The organism is Rhodovulum sp. PH10, from assembly GCF_000293785.1.
Taxonomy (GTDB): Bacteria; Pseudomonadota; Alphaproteobacteria; order Rhizobiales; family Xanthobacteraceae; genus Rhodoplanes.
On the sequence record NZ_AKZI01000036.1, the window covers coordinates 17,249 to 39,925 of the forward strand.

General features: G+C 69.3%; 22 protein-coding genes and 1 riboswitch. Of the genes, 7 read left to right on the forward strand and 15 right to left on the reverse strand.

Translation table 11 applies throughout. The features are described 5' to 3' along the window. Positions 1-56: 56 nt before the first annotated feature. The 5 genes from A33M_RS07075 to hflX all read left to right on the forward strand — a co-directional run bounded on the left by A33M_RS07075 (position 57) and on the right by hflX (position 6,386). Positions 57-2,321, forward strand: a complete 2,265-nt coding sequence (locus A33M_RS07075) for a sensor histidine kinase NtrY-like (protein WP_008385160.1) — start codon at positions 57-59, stop codon at positions 2,319-2,321. Then, a complete protein-coding gene (gene ntrX / locus A33M_RS07080) occupies positions 2,311-3,678 on the forward strand; it encodes a nitrogen assimilation response regulator NtrX (protein ID WP_008385162.1) in 1,368 nt (455 codons plus the stop codon). Before A33M_RS07075 ends, ntrX begins: the two co-directional genes overlap by 11 nt. A gap of 18 nt (positions 3,679-3,696) precedes the next feature. Continuing rightward, the gene (locus A33M_RS07085) at positions 3,697-4,554 is read left to right on the forward strand and encodes a D-amino-acid transaminase (protein ID WP_008385164.1); all 858 of its coding nucleotides are present in this window, start codon (positions 3,697-3,699) and stop codon (positions 4,552-4,554) included. A gap of 179 nt (positions 4,555-4,733) precedes the next feature. Continuing rightward, on the forward strand, positions 4,734-4,988 hold the full coding sequence (gene hfq, locus A33M_RS07090) for an RNA chaperone Hfq (protein WP_008385166.1): 255 nt from the start codon (positions 4,734-4,736) through the stop codon (positions 4,986-4,988). Next, entirely contained in the window at positions 4,989-6,386 is a 1,398-nt protein-coding gene (gene hflX / locus A33M_RS07095) for a GTPase HflX (RefSeq protein ID WP_008385170.1), read from the forward strand. A 151-nt stretch (positions 6,387-6,537) separates the two neighbouring features. On the opposite strand, the gene mazG is transcribed toward hflX, so the two are convergent. Further along, complete coding sequence (gene mazG / locus A33M_RS07100) at positions 6,538-7,350, reverse strand: nucleoside triphosphate pyrophosphohydrolase (protein ID WP_008385173.1); 813 nt, start codon at positions 7,348-7,350, stop codon at positions 6,538-6,540. Next, a complete protein-coding gene (locus tag A33M_RS07105) occupies positions 7,347-7,877 on the reverse strand; it encodes a MaoC family dehydratase (protein WP_008385175.1) in 531 nt (176 codons plus the stop codon). The genes mazG and A33M_RS07105 overlap by 4 nt, the downstream gene beginning before the upstream one ends. A gap of 424 nt (positions 7,878-8,301) precedes the next feature. On the opposite strand from A33M_RS07105, the gene A33M_RS07110 reads away from it, so the two are divergent. Next, entirely contained in the window at positions 8,302-8,862 is a 561-nt protein-coding gene (locus tag A33M_RS07110; RefSeq protein WP_008385177.1) for a CinA family protein, read from the forward strand. 150 nt (positions 8,863-9,012) lie between these two features. Here the strand turns inward: A33M_RS07110 and A33M_RS07115 are convergent, their stop codons facing one another. The 8 genes from A33M_RS07115 to eno all read right to left on the reverse strand — a co-directional run bounded on the left by A33M_RS07115 (position 9,013) and on the right by eno (position 17,316). Next, complete coding sequence (locus A33M_RS07115; RefSeq protein WP_008385178.1) at positions 9,013-9,228, reverse strand: dodecin; 216 nt, start codon at positions 9,226-9,228, stop codon at positions 9,013-9,015. A gap of 108 nt (positions 9,229-9,336) precedes the next feature. Further along, on the reverse strand, positions 9,337-10,773 hold the full coding sequence (gene lpdA / locus A33M_RS07120; protein ID WP_008385181.1) for a dihydrolipoyl dehydrogenase: 1,437 nt from the start codon (positions 10,771-10,773) through the stop codon (positions 9,337-9,339). A 72-nt stretch (positions 10,774-10,845) separates the two neighbouring features. Further along, a complete protein-coding gene (locus A33M_RS07125; protein ID WP_040619639.1) occupies positions 10,846-11,130 on the reverse strand; it encodes a hypothetical protein in 285 nt (94 codons plus the stop codon). Between the two features lie 63 nt (positions 11,131-11,193). Further along, the gene (locus tag A33M_RS07130; protein WP_008385185.1) at positions 11,194-12,597 is read right to left on the reverse strand and encodes a pyruvate dehydrogenase complex dihydrolipoamide acetyltransferase; all 1,404 of its coding nucleotides are present in this window, start codon (positions 12,595-12,597) and stop codon (positions 11,194-11,196) included. 92 nt (positions 12,598-12,689) lie between these two features. After that, complete coding sequence (locus tag A33M_RS07135) at positions 12,690-14,114, reverse strand: pyruvate dehydrogenase complex E1 component subunit beta (RefSeq protein ID WP_040619640.1); 1,425 nt, start codon at positions 14,112-14,114, stop codon at positions 12,690-12,692. 57 nt (positions 14,115-14,171) lie between these two features. After that, positions 14,172-15,236: a pyruvate dehydrogenase (acetyl-transferring) E1 component subunit alpha gene (pdhA, locus tag A33M_RS07140; protein WP_008385188.1), complete on the reverse strand. Its 1,065-nt coding sequence runs from the start codon at positions 15,234-15,236 to the stop codon at positions 14,172-14,174. Between the two features lie 173 nt (positions 15,237-15,409). Further along, a complete protein-coding gene (locus A33M_RS07145) occupies positions 15,410-15,727 on the reverse strand; it encodes an FtsB family cell division protein (RefSeq protein ID WP_008385192.1) in 318 nt (105 codons plus the stop codon). A 305-nt stretch (positions 15,728-16,032) separates the two neighbouring features. After that, the gene (gene eno, locus A33M_RS07150; RefSeq protein WP_008385194.1) at positions 16,033-17,316 is read right to left on the reverse strand and encodes a phosphopyruvate hydratase; all 1,284 of its coding nucleotides are present in this window, start codon (positions 17,314-17,316) and stop codon (positions 16,033-16,035) included. Positions 17,317-17,451: 135 nt separating this feature from the next. On the opposite strand from eno, the gene queF reads away from it, so the two are divergent. After that, positions 17,452-17,925 (forward strand): preQ(1) synthase, encoded by a 474-nt coding sequence (gene queF, locus A33M_RS07155; RefSeq protein WP_008385196.1) that lies wholly within the window; start codon positions 17,452-17,454, stop codon positions 17,923-17,925. Between the two features lie 64 nt (positions 17,926-17,989). Here the strand turns inward: queF and A33M_RS07160 are convergent, their stop codons facing one another. From A33M_RS07160 to A33M_RS07180, 5 genes are all read right to left on the reverse strand, one after another. Further along, complete coding sequence (locus A33M_RS07160; protein ID WP_052026919.1) at positions 17,990-18,700, reverse strand: thiamine phosphate synthase; 711 nt, start codon at positions 18,698-18,700, stop codon at positions 17,990-17,992. 307 nt (positions 18,701-19,007) lie between these two features. After that, on the reverse strand, positions 19,008-19,811 hold the full coding sequence (locus A33M_RS07165; RefSeq protein WP_008385201.1) for a thiazole synthase: 804 nt from the start codon (positions 19,809-19,811) through the stop codon (positions 19,008-19,010). Positions 19,812-19,816: 5 nt separating this feature from the next. After that, positions 19,817-20,041, reverse strand: a complete 225-nt coding sequence (gene thiS, locus A33M_RS07170; RefSeq protein WP_008385203.1) for a sulfur carrier protein ThiS — start codon at positions 20,039-20,041, stop codon at positions 19,817-19,819. Positions 20,042-20,071: 30 nt separating this feature from the next. After that, complete coding sequence (gene thiO, locus A33M_RS07175) at positions 20,072-21,250, reverse strand: glycine oxidase ThiO (RefSeq protein ID WP_008385205.1); 1,179 nt, start codon at positions 21,248-21,250, stop codon at positions 20,072-20,074. Then, a riboswitch (TPP riboswitch) is annotated at positions 21,239-21,338 on the reverse strand. It overlaps the preceding gene by 12 nt. 94 nt (positions 21,339-21,432) lie before the next feature. Next, on the reverse strand, positions 21,433-22,638 hold the full coding sequence (locus A33M_RS07180) for an MFS transporter (RefSeq protein ID WP_040619642.1): 1,206 nt from the start codon (positions 22,636-22,638) through the stop codon (positions 21,433-21,435). Positions 22,639-22,677 lie beyond the last annotated feature (39 nt).

Below are 22,677 nucleotides of genomic sequence, written 5' to 3' on the forward strand. Positions count from 1 at the left end.
ACACCGGTCGTCGCCGGTGACGGAGGCCGCACGCGCGGCGGCCGCGGGGAGGGGTCATGGCATCGGTCGAGGAGGCGACGGCCGCCGAGCTCGCGGGCACCAAGCCCGGCGGCGGAAGCGCGACCCGCATCATCGGCCCGATCGGCGTGGTGGCGGCGCTGTTGTCGGCGCTGGTCACCTTCCTCGTGCTCGCCGGGCTGACACCGATCGTCCCGACCCACAATGTCGTCGTCAGCTGTCTCCTGGCGAACGGCGTCGCCGTCGCGTTGCTGCTCGGCGTGATCGGCCGCGAGGTCTGGCAGATTGTCCAGGCGCGCCGCCGCGGCACCGCCGGCGCCCGGCTGCACGTGCGGATCGTCGGCCTGTTCTCGGTGATCGCCGCGGCACCCGCGATCTTGGTCGCGGTGGTCGCCTCGATCACGCTGGATCGCGGCCTCGACCGCTTCTTCACCGAGCGCACGCGCGGCGTGATCGCCAACTCGCTGATCGTCGCCGAGGCCTATCTCTCCGAGCACGCCCAGTCGCTGCGCAGCGAGACCCAGGCGATGGCGTTCGACGTCGGTCGCGCCCGTCCGCTGTTCGATCAGGACCGCGACCGCTTCCGCCAGTTCTTCACCGCCCAGGCGTCGGTGCGCGGCCTGCCGGTCGCCGTGATGCTGAACCGCGACCGCAGCGAGCTGCTCCGGGCCGACATCAAGGTGGCGCAGCCGATCCCGCCGCCGGGCGAGGCGGTGATGGCCAAGGCGACCGACGCCGAGCCGCAGGTGATCATCAATCCGGACGCGAGCTATGTCGCGGCGGTGATGAAGCTGCGCGGCTACGACGACCTCTATCTCTATGTCGCCCGTCCGCTCAACCCCTTGGTGGTGTCGCAGTTCCGCGAGACGCAGACGACCGTGTCCGAGTTCGCCGCGCTCGAGGCGCGCCGGCTCGGCGTGCAGATCGCCTTCGCGCTGATGTTCACCGTGATCGCCCTGACCGTGCTGCTGTCGGCCGTGTGGATCGGCTTCGCCTTCGCCAACCGGCTGGTCGCCCCGATCCGCCGGCTGATCGGCGCGGCGAACGTCGTCTCGACCGGCAACCTTCACGTCCAGGTGCCGGTGCGGCCGTCCGAGGGCGACCTCGCCCAGCTCGGCGAGACCTTCAACAAGATGACCCAGGAGCTGCGGACCCAGCGCGACGACATCGTGCGGGCGCGCGACCTGATCGACAGCCGCCGCCGGTTCATGGAAGCCGTGCTGGCGGGCGCGAGTGCCGGGGTGATCGGCGTCGACCCGGAGGGCCGCGTCGCCATCCTCAACCGCTCGGCGGAAAAGCTGATCGGCGCGCAGGACGCGTCCGTGCTCGGCCAGCCGATCGCGACGGTGGTGCCGGAGCTCGCGGAAATGTTCGACAATGCCCGCTCGACCGGCCAGCGGTTCGCGCAGGGGCAGGCCTCGATCACCCGCAACGGGCGCGAGCGCACCGTCTCGGTGCGGCTCACCACCGAGCAGACCGCCGCCCCCGAGCACGGCTGGGTCTTCACGCTCGACGACATCACCGAACTGGTGACGGCGCAGCGCACCTCGGCCTGGGCCGACGTCGCCCGGCGCATCGCCCACGAGATCAAGAACCCGCTGACGCCCATTCAGCTCTCGGCCGAGCGGCTGCGCCGCAAGTACGGCAAGGTGATCGTCGAGGACAAGCAGGTGTTCGAGCAGTGCACGGACACCATCGTCCGGCAGGTCGAGGACATCCGCCGGATGGTCGACGAGTTCTCCCGCTTCGCCCGGATGCCCAAGCCCGTGATCGCCGCCGAGGACGTCGCCGACACCGTGCGCCAGGCGGTCTTCCTGATGCGGGTCGGGCACGCCGACATCGAGATCACCGCCGACATCCCGGACGGGCCGCTGCCGGCAAAGTTCGACCGGCGGCTGATCTCGCAGGGGCTCACCAACATCATCAAGAACGCCACCGAGGCGATCGCCGCGGTGCCGGCCGAGGAGGCCGAGCACGGCCACATCCACGTCGCGGTCGCCCGCGACGGGCCGGACGTGACGATCGACGTGATCGACAACGGCATCGGCCTGCCGAAGGAGAACCGGCGGCGGCTGCTCGAGCCGTACGTCACCACCCGCGAGAAGGGCACCGGGCTCGGCCTCGCGATCGTCGGAAAAATCCTCGAGGAGCACGGCGGTCGCATCGAGCTGCACGATGCGGCCGAGCGCGAGCCCGGCGCGCGCGGCGCCTGGATGCGACTGCGCTTCGCCGCCGACCCGGAGCCGGACAGCGACGTCGCCGACACGGCACAACAACAAAGCGAGCAACGACATGGCGTCTGACATCTTGATCGTCGACGACGAGGCCGACATTCGCGAGCTGGTGGCCGGCATTCTCGAGGACGAAGGCTACGGCACCCGCACCGCGCGCGACTCCGACGACGCCATGAAAGCGATCCAGGCGCGACGCCCGAGCCTGGTCTTCCTCGACATCTGGCTGCAGGGCTCCAAGCTCGACGGGCTCCAGCTGCTCGCGCTGATCAAGGGCGAGCATCCCGAGCTGCCGGTGGTGATGATCTCCGGCCACGGCAACATCGAGACCGCGGTCGCCGCGATCAAGCAGGGCGCGTACGACTTCATCGAGAAGCCGTTCAAGGCCGACCGGCTGGTGCTGGTCGCCGACCGCGCGCTCGAGACCTCGCGCCTCAAGCGCGAGGTGAAGGAGCTGAAGCAGCTCACCCCGTTCCCGTCGAGCCTGGTCGGCCGCTCGGCGTCGCTCAACCACCTGCGCCAGACCATCGAGAAGGTCGCACCGACCAACAGCCGCATCTTGATCGTCGGCCCCTCCGGCGCCGGCAAGGAGCTCACCGCGCGCACCGTGCACGCTCTGTCGGCGCGATCGGGCGGGCCGTTCGTGGTGATCAACGCCGCCGCCATCACGCCGGACCGGATGGAGGTCGAGCTGTTCGGCGTCGAGGCGAACGGCAGCGAGACGCGCAAGGTCGGCGCGCTCGAGGAGGCGCATGGCGGCACGCTGTTCATCGACGAGATCGCCGACATGCCGAAGGAGACCCAGAGCAAGATTCTCCGGGTTCTGGTCGATCAGCAGTTCCTGCGGGTCGGCGGCACCACCAAGGTGGCGGTCGACGTGCGCATCGTCTCCTCCACCGCGCGCAATCTCGAGGAGGAGATCGGCGCCGGGCGGTTCCGCGAGGACCTCTATCACCGCCTGTCGGTGGTGCCGATCCGGGTGCCGCCGCTCGCCGAGCGGCGGGAGGACGTGCCGGAGCTGGTCGACTATTTCCAGGAGCAGATCTCCCAGGCGACCGGCCTGCCGAAGCGGCGGATCGGCGACGACGCGCTCGCCGTGCTGCAGTCGCACGACTGGCCCGGCAACGTCCGCCAGCTGCGCAACAATGTCGAGCGCCTGATGATCCTCGCCGGCGGCGACCCCGACGCCATCATCACCGCCAGCATGCTGCCGCCCGACGTCGGCTCGATGGTGCCGGCGATGCCGCGCGGCAACGGCGGCGAGCATTTGATGGGCATGCCGCTGCGCGAGGCGCGCGAAGCCTTCGAGCGCGAATATCTGCGCGCTCAGATCAGCCGCTTCGGCGGCAACATCTCACGCACCGCCGAGTTCGTCGGGATGGAGCGCTCGGCGCTCCACCGCAAGCTCAAGGCGCTGGGAATGGACTGACCGGAAAAGAAAGAAGAAATGTCCCGCGTCGCTTACGTCGACGGCCTCTACGTTCCCCACCGGGAGGCGGCCGTCCACATCGAGGATCGTGGCTACCAGTTCGCCGACGGCGTCTACGAGGTGTGCGAGGTGAAAGGCGGGCGCATCGTCGACCAGCGCCGGCACCTCGCGCGGCTGACGCGCTCGCTCGACGAGTTGCGCATCCCGCTGCCGATGCCGCTCGCGGCGCTGGACGTCGTGCTGCACGAGACCGTCCGCCGCAACCGGCTGGTCGATGGCATCGTCTATCTCCAGGTCACCCGCGGCGCCGCCCGGCGCGACCACGGCTTTCCGCCGGCCGGCACCCGGCCGACCGTGGTCGTCACCACCCGCCGGCTCGATCCCGCCGAGGGCGAGCGCATCGCGGGCGCCGGCATCGCCGTGATCACCGTGCCGGAGACGCGGTGGGCGCGGGTCGACATCAAATCGATCGCGCTGTTGCCGAACGTGCTCGCCAAGCAGGCCGCGCGGGAGGCGGGCGCGCGAGAAGCGTGGTTCGTCGATCGGGAGGGCTTCGTCACCGAGGGCGCGTCGTCCAATGCCTGGATCGTCACCGCCGCCGGCGCGGTGGTCACAAGGCCGCTCGGCCCGGAGATCCTTCCCGGCATTTCGCGCGCGGTGGTGCAGGACGTGCTGAACGCCGAGCATCTCCGTTTCGAGGAGCGTCCGTTCAGGGTCGACGAGGCGCTCGCGGCGTGCGAAGCCTTCGTGACGGCGGCGAGCCAGCTCGTCATGCCGGTGGTCAGGATCGACGGCCGACCGGTCGGGCAGGGGGTGCCCGGACCGATAGCCCGAGCGCTACGCCGCCGGTTCCACGACTTCGCCGAATTGTCTTGACTTGGGAAAGATATACGTAGAATCCGCAGGTTATCGCGAAGCTTGGGCTTGCGCTCCTTTCATTGGTGCAATCTAATACCGACCGCCCACGCGGGTCGCCCGACTCTCCGGACGGTGGCCCGCGCGAAAACGAACGCCGCCTCGCGACGGGGACCGCGAGTACAATGGAACAAACGGCCATGGCAGCCGATCGCTCACAAAATCTACAAGACACCTTTCTGAATTACGTCCGCAAGAACAAGACTCCGCTCACCATCTTCCTCGTGAACGGCGTCAAGCTGCAGGGCGTCGTGACCTGGTTCGACAATTTCTGCGTACTTCTGCGACGCGACGGACATTCGCAGCTCGTCTACAAGCACGCGATCTCGACCATCATGCCGGGTCATCCGATCCAACTGTTCGAAGGCGCCGAGGAAGCAGCGGAAAAAGCCTGATTGGAGCCACGTCGACAGGATCGCTCGGCCGACCGTCCGAGCCCACCCACGGGCTCGGCGACGGCGCGGTGCGTCGTTCTCGGACCCTATCTGCGCAACCCCGAGCCGCGCTCGGCCGGCGCCACGGCGCCCGGCCACGAGGCCGACACCCGCTCGCCCGAGGCGCGCCTCGACGAGGCGACCGGGCTCGCCCGCGCGATCGATCTCGACGTGGTCGAGAGCGGCATCGTGCTGCTCGGCGCGGTGCGGCCGTCGACCTATCTCGGCAAGGGCAAGGTCGAGGAGATCGCGGGCCTCGTGAAGAGCACCGAGGCCTCGCTCGTGGTGATGGACTGCGCGCTGTCGCCAGTGCAGCAGCGCAATCTCGAGAAGGCCTGGAACGCCAAGGTGGTCGACCGCACCGGGCTGATCCTGGAGATCTTCGGCCGGCGCGCCGCCACCCGTGAGGGCACGCTGCAGGTCGAGCTCGCGCATCTGACCTATCAGAAGAGCCGGCTGGTGCGCTCCTGGACCCACCTCGAGCGGCAGCGCGGCGGCTTCGGCTTTCTCGGCGGCCCCGGCGAGACCCAGCTCGAGACCGACCGCCGCATCATCCAGGACCGCATCCGCCGCATCGAGCACGACCTCGACACGGTCAAGCGCACCCGCGCACTGCATCGCACGAGCCGCAAGCGCGTGCCGTATCCGATCGTCGCGCTGGTCGGCTACACCAATGCCGGCAAGTCGACGCTGTTCAACCGGCTGACCCGCTCGGGCGTGCTGGCGACCGACATGCTGTTCGCCACCCTCGACCCGACGCTGCGCGCGGTCGACCTGCCGGACGGCCCTCGCGTGATCCTGTCCGACACCGTCGGCTTCGTCTCCGACCTGCCGACCATGCTGGTCGCCGCCTTCCGCGCGACGCTGGAGGAGGTGATCGAGGCCGACTTGATCCTGCACGTCCGCGACGTCTCGCACGGCGATACGCAAGCGCAGTCGAAGGACGTCGACACCGTGCTCGCCGAGCTCGGCATTCCGCCCGAGGACCCGCGGCTCCTCGAGGTGTGGAACAAGATCGACAATGTGTCGGCCGAGGAGCGCGAGCGGCTGGAGAATCTGGCGTCCCGCAGGCCGCCGGAGAAGCGGCCGCAGCTCGTCTCGGCGACGACCGGGCAGGGGCTCGACGCGCTGATCCGCGACATCTCCGAGCGGGTGGCGAAAACGCGGGTGCCGCTCACGGTGACGCTCGACGCCGCCGATGGCGCCGGGTTCGGCTGGCTGCATCGCCACGGCGACGTGTTGGAGACCTCGACCTCGGAGGACGGCGTCACCACCGTGCAGCTGCGCGTGCATCCGAGCCGGGAAGGGCAGGTGCGGGCAAAATTCGGCGACCGGGTGCAGGGGACGGAGACCCCGTAGGCGTAGGGCGCAACAGCGAAGCGTATTGCGCCGATCGATTCTTCCCCGCCGCCGGTCGGGTAGCCCGTAGGGTGCGCACCGCGAAGCGTGCGCACGTCTTCATCGGCAATGTGCGCACGGCGCGTTCCGCGCCTTTGCACACGCTACGGGTTCAGCCTTCCCGTTCCTCCGCCTTCGCCTCCACCCACAGCGCCTCCATCTCGTCGAGCGTGGCGTCCTGCAATGGCTTGCCGGCCTGTGCGAGCGAGCGCTCGATGTGCCCGAAGCGGCGCTCGAACTTTTGGTTGGTCTCGCGCAGAACCCGTTCCGGGTCGGCGTCGAGATGGCGGGCGAGATTGACCACCGCGAACAAAAGGTCGCCGACCTCGGAGCCCGCGTGCAAACGGTCGCCGGCGTCGAGCGCCGCCTCGACCTCGTCGGTCTCCTCGCGAATCTTTGCGATCACCGCCCGTGGGTCGTTCCAGTCGAAGCCGACCCGTCCGGCCTTCTGCTGCAGCTTCAGCGCGCGGGTGAGGGCGGGCAGGGTGGCCGGCACCCCCGACAGGACGCCCTCGGGTGGCGTCGAGCCGCGCGCCGCGCGCTCCGCCTTCTCGGCCGCCTTGATGCGCTCCCACAGGCCCGCCACGTCCTGCGGCGTGCGGCCTTCGGCGTCGTCAAAGACGTGCGGATGCCGCCGGATCATTTTTCGGCAGATCGCCTCGACCACGTCGCCGAAATCGAACGCGCCTTCCTCCTCGGCCATGCGGGCGTGGAAGGCGACCTGCAGCAGCAGGTCGCCGAGCTCGTCCTTGAGGTCGGCGCGGTCGCCGCGGCCGATCGCGTCGGCCACCTCGTAGGCTTCCTCGATCGTGTAGGGCGCGATCGAGTCGAAGTTTTGCGCCAGATCCCAGGCGCAGCCGGTGCCCGGCGTGCGCAGCGCGGCCATGATCTCCAGAAGCCGTCCGACGTCGCGCGACGGGGTCATGCCGACGCTCCCTGACGCTGCCGATCTTCGGTCGCGTCGCCGTCGGCGCCGCCGGCATCGCGGCAGCGGATGAAATTCATCGCCTTCATCGTCATCACCACGGCGCCGGTCTGGTCGAGCACCTGCACCTCGGTGCGGACCAGCCCGCGGTCGGGCTTCGAGCGCGACCGCCGCGCGTCCACGATCTTCACCCGGATGCTCAGGGCGTCGCCCGGACGCACCGGCTTCAGCCAGCGGATCTCGTCGACGCCGGGGCTCGCGAGGCTCGCGTGCGGCGACAGGTAGTGGTCGATATAGAGGCGGGTGGCGAGGCTGGTGGTCAGCCAGCCCGAGGAGATCAGCCCGCCGAACGGCCCGGTGGCCGCCCAGGCCGGATCGGTGTGCATCGGCTGCGGGTCGTAGCGCTTCGCGAAGGCGACGATCTCGTCCGCGGTCACCGGGATGCTGCCGTACACGGCCTCGATCCCGGGCACGTAGTCCTCGAAGCAGCGGTCCTCGACCGGGACCGCGAAGTCCAATTGGCTCATGCAGGCTTTCTCCTCGATGGACCCGATGTAGCGTCTCGGGCCGTGCTTTGCGACCCGCATCCGGCGCGCCGACGACGATGGTCCCGCCAGCCACGCGGTCCGGCGACAGGGCTCGGGAAACCGCCGACGTGAACCGCTGGCATGCCGGGGGATCGGCAGTCGACCGCCGGAGCGCGAGACGCCGACGCGGCCACGCTCCATGTCACGATTCGCATAAGGGATATTATGGAATATTTATTTGCATGCGGACACGAGGGAATTCGCTCGTGCGATCAGGCTGTTGGCCGATGGTCGGCGCGGCCGTCGATGCAGCCGTCGATGCAGCGGCGCTGCGCCTCGGGTCAAGCGCCGTCCCACGGCGGCCGGCCATGCGAGCCCCGGAACATCCGCCACGGTCGCCGCGTTCGAGCCGCGGGACATCGCCATGCCGCCACTCGAAGTCACGCCGATCGACCTGTCGCTGGTCCGCCGCGCCGCCGAGGTGATCGCGCGTGCCGGCCGTGATGGCCTCGCACTGGCGACTGCGGAATCATGCACCGGCGGGCTGCTGGCTGCCGTGCTGTCGGAGGCGCCGGGTGCCGGCCGCTGGTTCCAGGGCGGCTTCGTGGTCTACACCAAAGCCCAGAAGACGGTCGCGCTCGGCGTCTCGGCCGAGCTTCTGGCGCGTGAGACGGCGGTGAGCCCTGCGGTCGCCCGGGCGATGGCCGAAGGTGCGCTGGCGCGCTCCACGGCGGACGTGGCGATCGCGGTGACCGGGGTCGCCGGGCCGGCGTGCGACGAGGACGGCAATCCGGTCGGCCTCGTGCATCTCGCGGCGGTCCGGCGCGACGGCGTGGCGCTCCCACGCGTCCACCGGTTCGGCGCGCTCGGCCGCGGCGACATCCGCTATCGCACCGTCGAGGCCGCGCTGGCGCTCCTTCTGGAGGCCGTCGGCGCGACCGACCGGGACGACGGGAGGACGCCTTCACGACCGACGACCGATTGACGGGAGCCATAGAGCGGCTCGGCTCGTGCGAGCCGGGTGTCGTCGACCGGGTCGGTGCCGGATCGCTCCGGGCCGGCCCGGTGGGTCCAGACGAGTCCGGTCCGGACGAGTCCGGTCCAGGCTGGCCTGATCCAAGCGAGCCCGGTCTGGTCAGGCGGCGTCGTCCATTGTGAAGCCGACCTTCAGGGTGACCTGAAAATGCTTCACGGTGTCGTTCTCGATGTGGCCGCGGGTCTCGACCACCTCGAACCACCGCATGTTGCGGATGGTCTTGCTGGCGCGGGCGATGGCGTTCTTGATCGCGTCCTCGATGCCGACCTCGGACGAGCCGACCAGCTCGACGACCTTGTAGGTGTGGGTGCTCATGTCGTGTTTCCCCTGCCCTCGGCATTGTCCTCGCGGGGCCGTTGCTCCGGCGGAGCGGCGGCGGACCGCACCCTCGTCCAACGGCCGTCGCCGGCCATCGGATCCACGTCACATGTTCAAGACTTGCCCGTAGGCGTCGAGCACGGCTTCCTTCATCATCTCCGACAACGTCGGGTGCGGGAAGATCGTGTGCATCAGCTCCTGCTCGGTGGTCTCGAGGTTCATCGCCACCACGTAGCCCTGGATCAGCTCGGTGACCTCCGCGCCGACCATGTGGGCGCCGAGCAGCTGGCCGGTCTGCTTGTCGAAGATCACCTTGACGAGGCCCTGGTCCTCGCCGAGCGCGATCGCCTTGCCGTTGCCGACGAACGGGAAGCGGCCGACGCGGATGTCGCGCTTCTGCTCCTTCGCTTTCGCCTCGGTGAGGCCGACGGAGGCCACCTGCGGCGAGCAGTAGGTGCAGCCCGGAATCATCCCCTTGTTCATCGGGTGCGGGTGAAGGCCCTTGATCGCCTCGACGCAGACGACGCCCTCGTGCTCGGCCTTGTGGGCGAGCATCGGCGGGCCGGCGACGTCGCCGATCGCATAGAGGCCGGGCACGTTGGTCTTGCAGAAGCCGTCGGTGACGATGGTGCCGCGCTCGGTCTTCACGCCGAGCGTCTCGAGCCCGAGATTCTCGATGTTGCCGACCACGCCGACCGCGGAGATCACCCGGTCGACCTCGAGCGTCTTGGTGCCGCCCTTGCCGTCGTCGATGGTGGCGACCACGCTGTCGGCCTTCTTGTCGAGCTTGGTCACCTTGGCGCCGGTGAAGATCTTCAGGCCGTGCTTCTCGAGCTGCTTCCTCGCGATGCCGGCGATCTCGGCGTCTTCCACCGGCATGATCTGCGGCAATATCTCGACCACCGTCACGTCGGTGCCCATGGTGTTGTAGAACGAGGCGAACTCGATGCCGATCGCGCCCGAGCCGACGACCAGCAGCGACTTCGGCATCTTCTCCGGCACCATCGCCTCGAAATAGGTCCAGATCAGCCTGCCGTCCGTCTCGAGGCCGGGCAGCACGCGCGGGCGGGCGCCGGTCGCGAGGATGATGTGCTCGGCCCGATAGTCGCCGGGGCCGAGCGCGCCCTTGGGCGGGTCGGTGCGCTTGGCGTCGGGCTTCTGCTCCTTCACGGTGATCTTGCCGGGGGCGGTGATCTCCGCCCTGCCCCAGATCACCTGAATCTTGTTCTTCTTCATCAGGAAGGCGACGCCGTCGGTGAGCCGCTTGGAGACGCCGCGCGAGCGCTTCACCACCGCCGTCGGATCGAACGAGATCTTTTCCGCCTTCAGCCCGTAGGCCTCGGCGTGCTGCATGTAGTGATAGATCTCCGCCGAGCGAAGGAGCGCCTTGGTCGGGATGCAGCCCCAGTTCAGGCAGATGCCGCCGAGATGACTCTTCTCGACGATCGCGGTCTTGAAGCCGAGCTGCGCCGCGCGGATCGCGGTGACGTAGCCACCCGGACCCGAGCCGATGACGATGACGTCGAAGGAGGTGTCGGACATTCTTGTTCTCTGTTCAGCGGTTGTGATTCCGAGGCTCACGAGGCGAAGCGCCGCCGGATCGGCGAACGGGGTTCACGACTTCGCTTCCAAAGCCTCGACCTTGCGTTCGAGCGCTGCGAGGCGCTCCTCGACCTCCTTGGCGGCGTACCGTCCGAGCACGCTCTCGCCCTCGAACGCTGCGCGCTGAGCCCTCACGATTTTCTCGACGGTGCTCAGCCGTGCATCGATGGCATCGATGCGGGCGTCGGTCTGGTCGAACCGCCGCCCCATCTCCTCGCGCATTTCGGTAAAACCCCGGCGCGTCTCCTCGCGCATCTCGCGGAGCATCGGGACGATCATATCGGTCGGCTCGGGCATGCGGATCTCCTGTCCACCACGCCTAAAGGTGGGCACGCCTCCCGGCGGGCGCAAACGGGCCGCTCACACCAGCATCATCACCGGGTTCTCGAGGAAGCTCTTCACGGCGCCCAACAGCTCGGCGCCGAGCGCGCCGTCGACGGCACGGTGGTCGGTCGAGAGCGTCAGCTTCATCTGGGTGGCGATCTCGATCGCGTTGCCCTTGACGACCGGCACCCGGTTCGCGGTGCCGACCGCGAGGATGGTCGCGTGCGGCGGGTTGATCACCGCGGCGAACTCGTCGATCCCGAACATGCCGAGATTGGAGACCGCGGTCGAGCCGCCCTGATACTCCTCCGGCTTCAGCCGGCGAGCCCGCGCACGCACGGCAAAGTCCTTCATCTCGGCGGAGAGCACCGACAGGGGCTTGGTGTCGACGTTGCGAACCACCGGGGTGATCAGGCCGCCGGGGATCGCCACCGCCACCGCGACGTCGCACACCTTGTGCTTCAGCATGCCGCCTTCGGTCCAGGTGACGTTCGCCTCCGGCACCTTCTTCAGGCCCATCGCGAGCGCCTTGATGACGAAGTCGTTGACCGAGACCTTCCAGGCCGGCTTGCCGTTCTCGCCCTTGGGCGCGGCGGCATTCACCGCCTCGCGCGCGGCCAGAAGGCCGTCGATCGTGCAGGTGACGGTGAGATAGAAATGCGGGATGGTCTGCTTCGCCTGCACCAGGCGCTGGGCGATCACCCGCCGCATCTGGTCGTGCGGCACCACGTCGTAGGAGCCCTCGGCATAGAGCGCCTTGACGGCCTCGTCGGAGGGGGTGAGCACCGGTTGCGGGGTCGCCGGAAGCGCCCCAACGCTCGCGCCGGCCGACGCAGCCCCCGCACCCCCGGCCGCCTGCGGGCGAAGGCCCTTGCCGTCCTTGGCGGCGGCGACGTCGCGGGCGACCACCCGGCCGTGCGGGCCGCTGCCCTCGATGCGGCCGAGCTCGATGCCGGCCTCCTTGGCGAGCCGGCGGGCGAGCGGCGAGGCAAAGACGCGGGCGCCGTCCGCCGAATGGCCATTGGCCGTCTCGGCCGCCGGTGCGGATGCGCCCTGCCCCTTTGCCGGCTCGGCCTTTGCCGGCGCCGCCGCGGGCTTCGCCGCCTCTTTCGGCGCCTCGGCCTTCGGTTCGGCCTTGGCCGGAGCAGCGGCGGGCGGCGCCGAGCCGGCCTGCTCGGCGACCTGGGTCACCACCTCGCCTTCCACCGCCAACACCGCGATCGGAGCGTTGACGGCGACGTCGGCACTGCCTTCGGGAACGAGGATCTTCGCCAGCGTCCCCTCGTCGACCGCCTCGTACTCCATCGTCGCCTTGTCGGTCTCGATCTCGGCGATGATGTCGCCGGACTTGACCGCGTCGCCCTCCTTCTTCAGCCACTTGGCGAGGTTGCCCTTCTCCATGGTGGGCGAGAGCGCCGGCATGAGAATGTTGATCGGCATGAGGACGGCCTTTTGAGTTGGGCGCGGCGGTTCGTTCGCGCCGGTCATGCAGCGTCGGCCGCCGGGCGGCCTCCGGGGATCCTGTGTTGCGCCTACCGGTAGGCGACCGCGCGCGCCGCCTCGACCACCTCGTCCGCCGACGGCAGCGCGAGCTTTTCGAGATTGGCGGCGTAGGGCATCGGCACGTCCTTGCCGGAGACGCGGGCGACCGGCGCATCGAGCCAATCGAAGGCGTGCTCCATGATCCGCGCGGAAATTTCCGCACCGACGCCGGACTGCGGCCAGCACTCCTCGACCACCACGCAGCGGCCGGTCTTCTTGACCGACGCGACGATCGTCTCGGTGTCCATCGGGCGGATGGTGCGCAGGTCGATCACCTCGGCCTCGATGCCCTGCTCCGCCAGCTTCTCGGCGGCGGCCAGCGCATAGGTCATGCCCATCGACCAGGCGACCAGCGTGACGTCCTTGCCGGCCCGTGCGATCCGCGCCTTGCCGATCGGCACCAGCCAGTCGTCGACCTTCGGGACCGGGAAGGAGTGGCCGTAGAGAATCTCGTTCTCGAGGAAGATCACCGGGTTCGGGTTGCGGATCGCCGATTTCAGAAGGCCCTTGGCGTCCGCCGCCGTGAAGGGGGCGACCACGATCAGGCCCGGCACGTGCGAGTACCAGGCGGTGTAGTCCTGGCTGTGCTGGGCGGCGACGCGGGCGGCCGGGCCGTTCGGTCCGCGGAAGACGATCGAGCACCCCATCTGCCCGCCCGACATGTAGAGCGTCTTGGCGGCCGAGTTGATGATCTGATCGATCGCCTGCATGGCGAAGTTGAACGTCATGAACTCGACGATCGGCTTCAGCCCGGCGAGCGCCGCGCCGACGCCGAGGCCGGTGAAGCCGTGCTCGGTGATCGGCGTGTCGACCACCCGGTCGGCGCCGAACTCCTGCAGCATGCCCTGGGAGACCTTGTAGGCGCCCTGATACTCGGCGACCTCCTCGCCCATGATGAAGACGTCGCCGTCGCGGCGCATCTCCTCGGCCATCGCGTCGCGCAACGCTTCGCGCACCGTGATGGTGACCATCTCGACGTCGGCCGGCAGCTCCTGCTCGGGGGCGACCTGCGCGGCGGCGGGCGCCTCGTCGTCGTCGCCGAGCTCGGGGATGTAGGACGGCTTCTTCGCCGACGGCGGCACCTTGGTCGTCTCCGGCGCGGCGGCGGGCGGTGCCGATTGCGCCGCCTTCTGCTGCTCGGCGGGGGCGACGTCGGCGGCGCTGGCGTCCTCGCCCTCGGCGAGGATCACCGCGATCGGCGTGTTGACGGCGACGTCGTTGGTGCCGGCCGGCACCAGGATCTTGCCGAGCGTGCCTTCGTCGACCGCCTCCACCTCCATGGTGGCCTTGTCGGTCTCGATCTCGGCGATGACGTCGCCCGCCTTGACGGTGTCACCCTCCTGCTTGACCCACTTGGCGAGGTTTCCCTTCTCCATGGTGGGGGAGAGAGCCGGCATCAGCACCTGGGTTGGCATGGGAATCTGGGCCTCTTCGTCCGCTCGAGGGTCGCGCGTGTAAAGCTTCGAAAAAGCTCAGCGCAGGATGTCGGTGTAGAGCTCGGAGGCGTCCGGCTCCGGATCGTAGGTCGCGAACTCGGCGGCCTCGTTGACGACCTTGCGGACGTCGGCGTCGCGCTTCTTCAGCTCGTCCTCGCTCGCCCAGCCGTTCTTCAGGATGCGGGCGCGGGACTGCTCGATCGGGTCGCTCTCGACGCGGATCTTCTCGACCTCCTCGCGGGTGCGATATTTGGCCGGATCCGACATCGAGTGGCCGCGATAGCGGTAGGTCTTCATCTCGAGGATGTAGGGCCCCTGCCCGCTGCGGCACCATTCGAGGGTGCGCTCGCCGGCCGCCTTGACCGCGCGGACGTCCATGCCGTCGACCAGCTCGCCCGGAATGTTGAACGAGGCGCCGCGCTTGGAGAGGTCCGGCTGCGCCGAGGAGCGCGCCAGCGAGGTGCCCATGGCGTAGCGGTTGTTCTCGACGATGTAGACGACCGGCAGCTTCCACAGCGCCGCCATGTTGAAGCTTTCGTAGACCTGCCCCTGATTGGCGGCGCCGTCGCCGAAATAGGTCAGGCTGACATGGTCGGTCTTGCGGTACTTGTTGGCGAAGGCGAGCCCGGTGCCGAGCGATACCTGCGCGCCGACGATGCCGTGGCCGCCGAAGAAGCTCTTCTCGCGGCTGAACATGTGCATCGAGCCGCCCTTGCCCTTGGAGTAGCCGCCGCGGCGCCCGGTCAGCTCGGCCATCACGCCGCGCGGATCCATTCCGGTCGCCAGCATGTGGCCGTGATCGCGATAGCCGGTGATCACCTCGTCGCCCGGCTTCATCGCCATCTGCATGCCGACCACCACGGCCTCCTGGCCGATATAGAGGTGGCAGAAGCCGCCGATCAGCCCCATGCCGTAGAGCTGGCCCGCCTTCTCCTCGAAGCGGCGGATCAGCAGCATGTCGTGGAAGGCCTTCAGCTCCGCGTCCTTGCCGAGCTCCGGCACCGGGCCTGCGTCGATCGGGAGGATCGAATGGTGCTCGCTCGCCGGCGGATCGGTGCGGGCACGGTCCGGCGCATCGGCGACTTTCTTGTGGGAAGCCATCATCACCTCGGGCTTGGCAGCGGATGGATCAGCCTCGCGTCTCCGTCTCCCCATAGCCGAATTCCCTCGACTACGAAAGAACCCGTACAGGAAGCGGGCAGAAGCGATTTTCTCATTACTGTCGGAAACTTGCGGGGGTGTTCCGGCGCTGCCGCATGGCGGGTCTGCACCGATTAGCGCGCCGGCTCCAGGAGCACAACATCGCGGCGGTCGACATAGTTCAAAAGCTCGCGCGCCCGCTCGTCGAGCAGGTCGGGGTCGAGCTTGTCGGACTTGAGGAGCGACACGCGGCGCTGCCAGTGCTCGCGCTCGGCCTTGGCGGCGGCGAGCTGGTCGGTCAGCTCGGTCATCTCGCGCTCCAGGCGCTTGCGCGCCTCGATGCCGTGATTGCCGGAATAGGCGTTCACCCCGAAATAGCCGATCGCCAGCGCTGCCAGGAGATGCAGGCAGAGCGCCGTGACGATCGAGCGGAGACGGGGGCGAGAGACCATGCAGCCATAGGGCGCCGGTCCCGTTAAAGCCGCTTTAACAGTGCGATATCGGCCGTTCGCGGCGCCGCGAAGTTTTGTGGCGTGGCGTTCGGGCAGCACCCGGCGGGGCGAATTCGCCGGGCTTCGGACGGTCCGACCCGATCGAATTACCGCCGTGTCGTGCACGGCCGGCTTTCCCGTGCCGCACAGGCGACCCGGCTGCAGCCGCACGATCGGCGAGCGGGCCGTGGCCCGCTCACCCGTGTCGATTTTTTTACGTGCCCGCGAGCGTTCCGGCCGAAGCCGGGCGCGCGAAGCCGGACGACTCAGGCCAGGCCCTTGATCGCCGCGCGGCCACCGAACAGCGCCTGCGAGCCGAGCTCCTCCTCGATGCGCAGGAGCTGGTTGTACTTGGCGATCCGGTCGGAGCGGGCGAGCGAGCCGGTCTTGATCTGCCCGCAATTGGTGGCGACCGCCAGATCCGCGATGGTCGAATCCTCGGTCTCGCCCGAGCGATGCGACATCACCGCGGTGTAGCCCGCCTTGTGGGCCATCTCGACCGCCGCCAGCGTCTCGGTGAGCGAGCCGATCTGGTTGACCTTGATCAGGATCGAGTTGCCGACGCCGGCCTTGATGCCCTTCGAGAGCCGCTCGACATTGGTGACGAACAGATCGTCGCCGACCAGCTGGCACTTGCCGCCGATCTTGTCGGTGACGAGCTTCCAGCCCTCCCAGTCGTCCTCCGCCATGCCGTCCTCGATCGACACGATCGGATAGTTCGACACCAGCTCGGCGAGGTACTCGGCCTGCTGCGCCGGCGTGCGCTTTTTGCCTTCACCGGCATAGTCGTAGACGCCGTTCTTGAAGAACTCGCTGGAGGCCGGATCGAGCGCGATGCAGACGTCCTCGCCGGGCTCGAAGCCGGCCTTCTCGATCGCCTTCATGATGAAGCCGAGCGCGGCGTCGGCCGACGGCAGGTTGGGGGCGAAGCCGCCCTCGTCGCCGACATTGGTGTTGAGCCCGGCCTCCTTGAGACCGGCCTTGAGGACGTGGAAGATCTCCGCCCCGTAGCGCAGCGCCTCGGCGAACGAGTCGGCGCCGACCGGCATGATCATGAATTCCTGGAAGTCGATCGGGTTGTCGGCATGCACGCCGCCGTTGACGATGTTCATCATCGGCACCGGCAAAGTGCGGGCCGAGGTGCCGCCGACATAGCGGTAGAGCGGCAAACCCTTGGCGGCGGCGGCGGCCTTGGCGACCGCGAGCGACACGCCGAGAATCGCGTTGGCGCCGAGCCGGCCCTTGTTGGCGGTGCCGTCCAGCTTGAGCATCGTGTCGTCGATCTGGACCTGCTCCTCGGCGTCGAAGCCGGAGATCGCGTCGTAAATCTCGCCGTTGACGGCTTCCACCGCCTTGGTCACGCCCTTGCCGGAGTAGCGCGACTTGTCGCCGTCGCGCAGCTCGACGGCCTCGTGGGCGCCGGTGGAGGCTCCCGACGGAACGGCGGCGCGGCCCTTGGAGCCGTCGTCGAGCACGACGTCGACCTCGACGGTCGGATTGCCGCGGCTGTCGAGAATCTCGCGGCCGATTATGTCCACGATGGCGGTCATCAAGGGCTCCTGAATTGCCTGAAGGGGGGTGGCGGTGTCTTAACAGGCCGTGCCGGACGGGCCAAGACCACAGGCGGCTCCGGTCGATCGATTCGAGGGGGCCATCATCGCCCGCGCTTGCGACCGGAGTTCGTCATGCCGAGAAAAGTCACGCCGAGAAAAAACGAAACGCTGCAACTCGGCCACGCCGTCGCGATCCCGGCCTCGCCCGAGGAGGCGACGCTCGACCGGGTGCCGAACCCGCACCTCGACACGCCCTATGTCGCCCGCTTCACCTTTCCCGAGTTCACCTCGCTGTGCCCGGTGACCGGCCAGCCGGATTTCGCGACGCTCGTCATCGACTACGTGCCGAAGGCGTATCTCGTCGAGTCGAAGTCGTTGAAGCTCTACTTGAACAGTTTCCGCAATCACGGTGCATTCCATGAGGATTGTACCGTCGGGATCGGCAAGCGGCTGGGCGCCCTGCTGAAGCCGCACTGGCTGCGGATCGGCGGCTACTTCTACCCCCGCGGCGGCATGCCGATCGACGTGTTCTTCCAGGTGGGCCGCCTGCCCGCCGGCGTCTGGGTGCCCGACCAGGGCGTGCCGACCTATCGCGGCCGCGGCTGAGGGACTCGTCCCGAGGGGACTCGTCCCGAGGGGACCAGTCCCGAGGGGACCAGTCCCCCCTGTTTCAGCGAGACGGGAGGAGGACGGCTCGTTCCTTCCTCTCGCCGCCCGGTCGGTGGGTCTCGATGGCGTCCAGCAGCCGCCGCACCTCGGCCGCCGGATTGTTGGCCCGCATCACGCCGCCCATCACCGCGACGCCGGCGGCGCCGGCCGCCAGAAGCGACGGGATCGTCTCGGCGGTGACGCCGCCGATCGCCACCACCGGCACCGCCGAGGCGCGCACGATCGCCGAAACGCCTGCTGGTCCGAGCGCCGGTCCGTAACCGGGCTTGCTGGCGGTCGCAAAGGCCGGGCCGGCGATCGCGTAGTCGACCAGCCGCGGATCGAGCCGCGCCGCCTCGGCCGGCGAATGGACGGATACTCCCACCGGCAGTCGGGGGGCCTCGCCCTGCCCGGCTCCCAAAATGTCGCGCGCCACTCGTGGCTCGCCGGTCGCCGGGAGATGGACGCCGACGCCACAGCGGGCCGCGAGCGCCGGGTCGCCGTGCAGCGACAGGACGCCCTGGACTTGCTCCACCCTCGGGCGGAGCTCGGCGATCAGCGCGGCCTGCTCGGCCTCGCCGAGATCCTTCTCCCGCAGCGACACCCAGCGGCAGCCGGCCGCGAGCGCCGCCGCGACCACCTCGGCGAGAGGCCGTGCGGCCTGCCGCCGGTCGGTGACCAGCAGCAGCGGCGGATGGGGAAGCCTCTTCTCGTTCAAGCCCGTTGCGGACATCGGTCGGCTCGCGGCGATGGTGGAACCGAAACGGTCGAATTCGTCACGTCCGCCGTCCCCGCCAGAAGGATGGTGAAAAACACTCCTGGTCGTTCCGGAAGCCGCGAAGCGGCTGTCCGGAACCCATGACCCCGGTCGAATTCATGTGGATGGACCGGCTCCGGACCGACCGGAGATCGATTCTCGACATCCTGCGGAAAACGGGAACCCAGAAGAAGGCGGCCCAAAGAGCCGGGTTCCCGCCTGCGCGGGAACGAGCGGAGTGCGGGGCCGGCCTTCGATCGTCCTCGGGCGCGGCCCCCTGCCCTCACGACCCCACGAGGCCGAGCTGCGGGCTCGACGGCTCGGCGAACCGGCGGCGCGGGATTCGCCCCGCCCGGAAAGCGAAGCGGCCGGCCTCGACGCCCGCCCGCATCGCCTTCGCCATCTTCACCGGGTCGTTCGACTTCGACACCGCCGAGGCGACCAGCACGGCGGCGCAGCCGAGCTCCATCGCCAGCGTCGCGTCGGAGGCGGTGCCGATCCCGGCGTCGAGCACCACCGGGACGGTCGAGCGCGCGCAGATCGTCTCGATCATGTGCGGGTTGGAGATGCCGAGCCCGGAGCCGATCGGCGCGCCGAGCGGCATCACCGCCGCCGCCCCGGCGTCCGCGAGCTTTTTGCAGCTCACCGGGTCGTCGTTGCAGTAGGGCAGCACGACGAACCCCTTCCCCACCAAAATCTCGGTCGCCTTCAGGGTCTCGTCGATGTCGGGATAGAGCAGCTCGCGGTCGCCGATCACCTCGAGCTTCACCCAGTCGGTGGCGAGCGCTTCGCGGGCGAGCTCGGCGGTCAGCACCGCGTCGCGCGCGGTCTGGCAGCCGGCGGTGTTCGGCAAAATGTGGGCGGTGTCGCCGATCAGGTCGACCAAGCTCTCGTCGCCCGCGAGGCTGATGCGGCGGATCGCGGCGGTCACCATCGCGGTGCCGCTCGCGGCGATCGCGTCCAGCATCACCTGCCGGTTCGGATAGTTCGAGGTGCCGAGAAACAACCGCGAGCGAAATGTGCGGCCGGCGATCTCCAGCGCGTCGGTGTCGGTCGTGTCGGTGGTTTCGATGGTCGTGGTGGTCATTCGTGTCAGCCTCCGGGCCGGGCCCGTACGATCTCGACCGCGTCGCCGGCGGCGAGCGGTGTGTCGGCCCAGGCGGCGCGTGGCACCACCCGGCCGTTGAGGGCGACCGCGACGCCTCGAGCGTCGGGATCGATCCCCTTGATGGACAGGAGCGTGGTCAGCGTGCCGGCGGCCACGAAAGGCTCGGCGGCGCCGTTGACCGTGATGGTCGCGACGGACGCGTCCGTCATGGCGGCCCTCCTCGACGGGTTCGGAAAAGATCAGTGCGCGCGGGCGGTCGCGAAACGCTCCATGCCGAACGGCGCGATCTCCGGATCGACCACGCCGTCGATCACCAGCCGGGCGATCGAGTCGGCCGTCACCGGCGCGAGCAGAATGCCGTTGCGGTGGTGGCCGGTCGCGTAGACGAGCCCGTCCACCGCCGCCGGCCCGAGCACCGGCGCGTCGTCGCGGCAGCCCGGCCGATGGCCGACCATGAACTCGACGATCGGCAGCTCCTCGATGCCGGGCAGCGCCCGCCAGCCGTTCTGCAGCACCGACATGATGCCGCCGGCGGTGAGCGTCGTGTCGAAGCCCTTCTCCTCGACCGTCGCGCCGACCAGCAGACGGCCGTCGCGCCGCGGCACCAGATAGCAGCCGGGCGCCCACACGACGTGGTGCAGCAGCGGCGCCGCCGGGTCCATCGCCAGCACGATCACCTGCCCCTTGATCGGCCGCACCGGCGGCCGCTGGGTCGGCGGCAAGCCCTCGATGGTGCGCGCCCAGGCGCCCGCCGCGAGCACCACCTTGCCGGCCGGGAGCACCGACCCGTCGGCGAGCCGCACGCCGGTGACGCGCTCGCCCTCGATCACCAGGCTCGCGACCGGCGTGTTCGGCCGGATCACCGCGCCCGCCCGCTCCGCCGCGACCCTGATCGCCGCGACCAGCTTGCGCGTCTCGACCTGATGGTCCTCCGGGCTGAAGGCGGCGCCGATCATGCCCGGCGCGAGATGCGGCTCGCGCTTGCGGGCCTCCGCTCCGGACAGCCACTCGACCGGCAGGCCGAGCGATTGCTGGAAGGCGAGATGATGGCCGAGCGTCGCCCGGTCGTCGGCGGTCACCGCCATCACCATGGTGCCCTCGGTGCGCAGCTCGACCGAGTGGCCGGCGATGCTCTCGAGCTCGGCGGCGAACGACGGCCACAGCGACTGGGCGTAGCGGCCGAGCCGAACCAAAGCCTCCTCGCCGGGCTCGGCCTCGGCGCAGGCCGCCAGCATGCCGCCGGCAACGTGGCTCGCCCCGCGGGCGATCTCGCCTTGGTCGAGCACGGTGACCGCGACGCCGCGCTGGCGCAGCCGCCAGGCGACCCCGAGGCCGACGATGCCGGCGCCGATCACGACGACGTCGGGCGACGCCCCCGCAGAGTTGGAGGTGGAATCCGGACGTGAAAAAGCTGCCATCGGCGGCTCCCTTCGCTGGCATGACCCAGACAGGTTCGACGGGTGTGATCTCAGCCACGCACCATGCGTGGCACCCCAGGCCGTGAGCCGATGATTGCCGATTTGCCGGCGCGCCGCAAGCGCCGTTCGCCCCGTTCCGGCGGCGGCCGGCGGGCAGGCATGCGCCAAAAGTCGGTCGGGCGTCAGGCGCGGGCAGTCCGCCGCAGCGTCGCGGCGCACAGGACGCCGACCGCGACCAGCCCGGCGCCGGCCAGCGCCACCGCTCCGACCGTGCCGAGCCCGGCGATCCCGTAGCGATAGGCCACCGGGCCGACCGCCTGCCCCATGAAGAAGCAGAACGAGTGCAGCGCCATCGCCAGGCCCCGCGAGGCCGGGGCGAGCTCGGTCGCGTAGATCTGGACCACGCCGTGCATCGAGTAGAAGCCGAAGCCGAGCACCATGAAGGCCACGACGTCGACCGGCCAGGAGAAGCCGATCGCCGTCACCATCAAGCCGGTCGCCATGAACAGGCTGCCGCCCGCCATCATCGGCCGCTCGCCGACCAGGTTCAGCAGGCGCGATACCGAGCTCGAATAGACGATGCCGCCGACCGCGAAGGCGGCGATGACGATGCCGGCGATGGTGGCACTCGCCTCGCCGCGCATCGCCAGCAGCGCCGCGACATAGGGGAAGAAGCCGAACACGACGGCACCTTCCACGAACACCGTGAAAAAGCAGATCTTGGCCAGCGGGTTCTTCATTACCGCGCCGTAGCCGGCGAGGATGGTCGGCAGGTCGAACCGGCCGCGCCGCTCGACGAACACGCCGCGAAAGCCGATCTCGACCGCGACGTACACCACGAAGGCGAAGCAGCCGATCACCGCAAAAATGCCGCGCCAGCCGACCAGATCGGCGATCACGCCGGCGAGCGGCGAGCCGAGCAGATTGCCGAGCATCGAGGCGGCCAGCATGTGCCCGAAGGCGATCTGCCGGCGCGACACCGGCACGAGATCACCGGCGATCGCCAGCGAGATCGGAAAGATGCCGCCCGACACCACGCCGGTCATGATGCGCGAGGCGAACAGCACGGAGAAATCGGGCGCGAGTGCGCCCATCAGCCCGGCGACCGCGGTCGTCACCAGCGAGACTTTCAGCACCAGCGACTTCCCCAGCGTGTCGGCAAAGCTGCCGAGCACCGGCTGGATCAGCGCATAGGGCAGCGTGTAGGCGGTCGACAGCAGCGCGACGGTGCGCACGTCGAGCGAGAACTCGCCGGCGATCTGCGGAACCACCGGGTCGATCGCCCGCATGAACAGGCTGGTGGCGAACAGCGCGAGCGCGCAGATGGCGAGCAGCCGCCGGTTCTCCGGGGGGTCGGAGGCCGCGGTCGACGATATCGGTTCGCTCATGATGCTCGGCACCCGGACTCGAGGTGACGCGGCCCCTGG